Annotated in this window: 3 protein-coding genes; 2 read left to right on the top strand and 1 reads right to left on the bottom strand. The window is 55.2% G+C overall.

Annotated elements, in window-relative coordinates; genetic code table 11:
• The coding region (locus NW829_RS04020; RefSeq protein WP_414416488.1) for a response regulator transcription factor at positions 1 to 236 on the top strand (236 nt) is incomplete at its 5' end.
• Positions 237 to 281: 45 nt separating this feature from the next.
• On the opposite strand, the gene NW829_RS04015 is transcribed toward NW829_RS04020, so the two are convergent.
• Entirely contained in the window at positions 282 to 1,925 is a 1,644-nt protein-coding gene (locus tag NW829_RS04015) for a DUF3352 domain-containing protein (protein ID WP_414416487.1), read from the bottom strand.
• An 884-nt stretch (positions 1,926 to 2,809) separates the two neighbouring features.
• Here NW829_RS04015 and NW829_RS04010 point away from each other — a divergent pair.
• Positions 2,810 to 5,521: a glycosyltransferase gene (locus NW829_RS04010; protein ID WP_414416486.1), complete on the top strand. Its 2,712-nt coding sequence runs from the start codon at positions 2,810 to 2,812 to the stop codon at positions 5,519 to 5,521.
• Positions 5,522 to 5,700 lie beyond the last annotated feature (179 nt).

Raw genomic sequence — 5,700 nt, 5'->3', positions numbered from 1 at the left:
AGACCTCTGCCCCCACCCCCCTGCCCCCACCCATCAAGGTAGAGCTGACGCCGCGGGAACAACAGGTGTTGGAGAAGGTGGCAGAAGGGCTGATGAACAAGGAGATTGCCAAGCAGCTGCAAACCAGCGTGCGCAACGTGGAAAAATACGTCACCCGCCTGCTGAACAAGACAGGCACCAGCAGCCGCACCGAGCTGGTGCGCTATGCTCTCACCTATGGCTTGATTCGGCTGTAGCTCTCACCCCCAGCCCCTCTCCCCAAGGGAGAGGGGGGAAAGAGCTTACGGCTGTGGCTTGGGCGGCACGGTGACCAGCAGCTCCACCCCAAAGGCGTGATCCCCGGCAGGGTAGCTGGTAATCCCCAGCCCATCGATGCGGGTCAGCAGCTCACGGGCCTCCGGCTCCAAGCCTGCCAAACCACCCGGTAGTGTGGCCTCCAGCACTGTTCGGATCCCTTGCCAATTCAGCAAAAAGTAGCCGTAGTTGGGCTTGGGCAACTGATCGTAGAGGGTTTTCAGCGGCTCGGTTTGGGGAAGCAAATTGCCCTGGCGTTGGGCGAGGGTTTGCAGCGCCGCCGTGCTGGTGGTAACGATCAGGTAGTTGCCTTCCCAAGCCCGCACCAGAAGCGGTCGGTTGAACAAGGGATCCGCCCAGATCACCTGCCCACCGGCTTCCGTTACCCCTACTCCCGATTCTTGGGCCAGCCGATCCAACTGAGTCAGGGCCGCGTTGGCCTTGTCTTTTTGGCTGGTCTCGATCACCAAGGCTGCTCCCATGCCCTGCAACAGGGGATGGGCCTGGGCATCCGGTGCCACCAGCAGGGCCATCTCCCCATCCATCCAAGCCAGCAGATCTTTTTCCAAGTCCAGACGGGTATTGGCGCGAAACTCAGCCCGCAGCTCCTCTAACGACTCCTTGACCGGCGGATCTTTCTCCAGCTCAGGCATAACGGCTTGCCAGCGCTGGGCGATCTGTTGGGTGGTCAGCACCGCCAGGGCATTGCCGGGCAGCCGCTGAATAAGTTCGCCGCGAGCCGGTTGCCACCCCCCCTGCACCTGGGTTTTCGGATCGGTCTGGGTCAACATGCGCAGCCGTAGGCCCTGCTCTTGCCAGTGGGCAGCCATGGCCAAAGAGCGCAGGGGTTGCAGGGATCCCAGCGTCGCCGGATCCAAATCCTGCATCCAGTCTTGGAAAGACTCGGGATCCTCCTGCAAAGCCTGGAAGTTGAAGTAGGCAAAGGCCAGCGTGCCGCTCTTATACAGATCGCCAACAGCGGTGCGGAAACTTTCGGAGCGGCCAATCGGCTCTGCTTCGCCGCGATACACAGCAATCGCCTGCTGCATCACCCTTGGGTCGTTGGCCACTGCCACAAAGCGGTTGCCAAACTCAGCAGTTACCCATCGCTCGCCCGGCTCTCCGTTGGTTTGCACATAGAGGGTGACCCCCTGCTCCTGGCGCTGCTCGAAGTTCGCCCCTTCTGCTGCTGCCTGTTGCCGCACCTGGGCCAAGAATTGCCCAGACAAATCAGCGTTGCGGGTGCTGGCTCCAAACAGGATCCCAGGCACCGGCTCGGCAGCTCCGGGCACCAGATTGGGGATCACCACTGCCATCGTGAATTGCTCGCCAGCCCAAGCTTGCATCTCTTCCCGAGAGAACTCCTTGCCGGTTTCAGCCAAAGCTTCTGCCGTCCAGCTCTCCCACTGGGCCAAAAGGTCAGGGTGAGTGCGAAAAGATTCTTCCGGTTGGGTAGAAAAGGTCAGCACCAGGGGCGCCGACTGGGGAACCAGCGCGGTTTCCGGCAGAACATCGCCGGGCAACTGTACCTGTGGCCCTCTGAGTTGGCAGGATCCCAGGAGCCAAGAGCCCCCCACCGCCATCAACGTAAGGGAGAGAGGGCGCAGCCGAGAATGAAGCTGGACTTGCATGGCGGCTACCTAAGCAGCTAGTGGATATAGCCAATCGTAGCATCTAGGCATGAGCCTGCAAACCCAAATTTTCTGTAAGTGAAAAAACGTTCCACTCTAGCACAAGTCAAGATAGTCTAACAAGATAGTCTAAATTGTGAGTAAACCTACGGCCTGTTCACAGATCAAGGGATACAAAACGTCGTGTTTCTGAGGCTTGATTCCGATGAGTCCAGAACAGGCAGGCTTACAGCTGTATCCTGTAGCCTCTTAATAGGCTGTAGCGTAATAAGATCCCAAACTCGGCCTGGAGGAGCTGTAGTGAACCAAAGTCCACGAAATGCTTGCCCCGCGGCGATAGCAGCCAAGACAGGAATAGTTATCAGTTGAACATTTCCTGCAACAAACTTGAAGCTTTCCTGTACATGTTGCTTTTCCCCAGGCAATGACACTTCTCCCTTTGCCAGAAGTTGCAATCCTTGCTATGCTTGAGCTTAAGCAGAGCTACTCCTTCTCTCTAGCAGGAAGAGCAATGGGGGTCATTAGCTGTGACGCAAGCCACCAACTTTGAACAGCTGGGAACTTTATTTTGGCAAGGATCCTACTCTGCCTTTTTTGCCCAGGCCGAACAAGAAAGTATTCCCTCAATTCTCCTAGAGACCATTGCTCTTTCCATCGCTCCTGAGTTTGCAGAAAGGTACAGGGGTGGATCTCTAGAAGGGTTATTGTGGCCACAGACAAAGCGACTTTTGCAAGTTCTGTCGATTGTCTATCAACCTGTTGCAGAACGCATGCGGGAGGAAGCCCTAAAGCTTCCTGTACACCACCACCATAGACTTCAGCTGCTGGCGCACAGCCTTGACTGCTTCGCTAGAGCTGGGGAAGAGGATTGGGTGTGGTTAGTATTGAAGCAAATTCTAGAAGATTGGCCTCCAAATGCCTTTATCAACTCTCTTTACGATCCCCAGACAGGCGAGGAAGTGGCGCGCCTGTGGCTATTTCAGGTTACTCAATACCTTCGTGACCTCTCTCAGGAGGAGGCTGATGCCTTTTTACCCACAGCCAGTTCCTTCTATCATCGAGAAGCTGCTGCTGCGTATGGCCACTGGGTCAATCAGAAACGGAACGGCGACTCCGCCTGGCCAGAGTGGTATATCCCACCAGAAATCCGGCTAGATGAGCCTTTTGGAGCAGCTCTTGCAGAAATTTGCAGGGATCCCTCCCTGCGGGTGGTGGTCGAGGTAGGGGCCAGTAGTGGAGAAGGATCCACAGCTGTTTTGCGCTACGCCCTTCCCAACTCTGTTCGCATCTACAGCATAGAAGCTCATCCTGAGCGCTACAAAGAGCTGGCTAGAAGGGTAAGCAAGGATCCCCGCTGTGTCCCCATTCACGCTGCTGCCCAACCTAGGATTGCTACAGTGGAGGAGGTGGAAGAATGGTTGGAATCTGGCTCTAGCATTTGGACTCCCTATGGCCGAGAGCAGGCTTTACAGTGGCGTCAGGGGGATGAAGATTTACTCAAGTCTGTTCCCACAGATGGGGCAAGCCAAGTTCCCAATCCCGATCTTCTTCTCATCGACGGTGGCGAGTTTACAGGCTGGTACGACCTGCAAGCCTTCATAGAGCGGGGTGCTCGTCCCAAGTATATTGCCTTGAATGATATCCTTGCTTTCAAGAACAACCGCTCTTTCAGGGAGCTTCCTAGCTGTGGCTACCGACTCATTCGCTGGGGAAATGCCCGCAACGGCTTTGCCATCTTTAAGGATATTAAAGCTACCCTTCCTATTCATTTCTTCACCATTGTATTGGATGGACAACCCTACATTGAGCGCCACTACTCTGTCCTCTGTCAGTTGGATAGGTTAGGGATCCCCTGGCAATGGGTGGTGGTCGAGGGCGTTGCTGCCTTACGCCATGACACAGGGTGGAGTTTGGCCAACGGCGGCCGCATCCCTGAGGAATACTTCCAGGGGCACAGCTTGGATGGTACGGTCGAATACTTGAGGGACTTGGCAGCCAAAGACAGCCGTGTTCGGCTTGTTCAGAAGCCCGATGGCCAGTTTTGGGATGGCAAAATTGAAATGGTTAGGGCAGCCCAACCTGACTATCCCTGCTTGCTGTGGCAGTTGGATGCAGACGAAATTTGGACAGTCGAACAAATCCGGCGGGTTCATCGACGCTTTGAAGCAGATCCCACTCTAGAGGCGGCCCAGTTCTACTGTCGTTACTTCGTGGGCCCCAATCTTGTCCTGGACAACAAAGGTAAGTGGGGCAACAACCCCCAGATGGAGTGGTGGCGGGTCTGGAGATGGGATCCCTCTGAGTGCGAGTGGCAAACTCACGAGCCACCTGTATTGATCCGAAAGGGACGACTTCCCGAGAGGGTTCTGACCGCAGACCAAACGGAAGCAGAGGGCTTAGTGTTTGACCACTATGCCTATGCATTGCGAAAGCAGGTGGAGTTTAAGGAATCCTACTACGGCTACCAAGGAGCTGTCAGAGCTTGGGAAGAGTTGCAAAAAGCGGAAAAGCCCTGCTCCCTGCAGCCCTTTTTCCCCTGGGCATACGGGGATCCCTTGGTGGTAGAGGTGCGGCAACGTCTTCACCTATTTGTGGACGGGGTGTTCTTCCAGATGTTCCAAACTGGTATTGCTACAGTTTGGCGCAACTTACTGCGGGAATTGCCTCAGCTGGGGATTCGCATCACTTTCTACGATCGGGGTGGCATGGGAGAGCTACCCCAGGGTGTCGAGAGAATGCAGGGTCACCCCTTTAGCTACGCCCGCTGGGATGATCCTGAGTTGAGACAAGCTTTTATTTGGTCAGGGGCTGATGTTTTTATGAGCACCTACCATACATACCTGCCCTCTGACATTCCGCAGGTGCTCCTGCTCCATGACATGATCCCAGAAGTGCTGGGTTGGGATCTCTCAGATCCCATGTGGCGCCAAAAGCACGCAGCCCTTGAAGCAGCCGCTCGCATTGTAGCTGTTAGCCAAAACACGGCCTGTGACTTGCTGCGTCTAACTGGCAAAGAGGCAGTAGTAGCTTACCCTGGGGTTGACACCAGTGTATTCAAGCCGGATCCCTCAGCTATTCCCAAGCACTGGCTGCTGATTGGATGCCACCAAGGCGCTTACAAACGACAGGAGTTATTTTTTGAAGCTTATCAGCAGTGGTCCTATAAGCCTTTCCCTGTCCTTTGCACTCATTCCTGGTCGACTCCAGAGGCTTATCGACAGGCGGCAGCTCCGCAACCTGTTATGAATGCTTATCTAGATCTGCAGCAGTTGGTTCAAGCCTACCAGAATGCCGTGGCGCTGGTTTACCCAAGTGCATATGAGGGATTCGGGCTACCCGTATTGGAGGCCATGGCCTGTGGGACCCCTGTCATTATCTATCCCAACTCTGCCTTAGTGGAAGTAGGAGGAGAAGCTGCATTTTATGTAGAGGACTCTTTGTCGGACACCTTGGTTCAGGTTCTGGATCCCAAGTTGCGCGCTGAGAAAGTCAGGAAAGGCTTAGAGTGGGTTAAGTCTTTTACCTGGGAGCGCATGGCTAAAACCATCCAGGAAGTTCTGCACCTTGCAGTCAAGCCAAGCCTAACAGCCTTGTAGTCTTGGCAAGCATCTTGCTGCTAACCAGTTTCACAGTGCCCCCACTGCCGGTGTGAAACCTCAATCCCTAACTTCTGGAGGAAGGGTCACTCTGGCTCGAGCCTGGGCAACCAACCCATCCACGTACTCGTTCCAGCGCAGACCTTGGTGGGCTGGGATCCAAACCACCTGCACCTGAG

Origin of the sequence: Synechococcus sp. R55.8 (assembly GCF_047461895.1) — a bacterium.
Classification (GTDB): Bacteria; Cyanobacteriota; Cyanobacteriia; order Thermostichales; family Thermostichaceae; genus Thermostichus.
The sequence above is the reverse complement of the archived record's forward strand: the minus strand, read 5'-3'. Positions and strand labels throughout refer to the sequence as shown.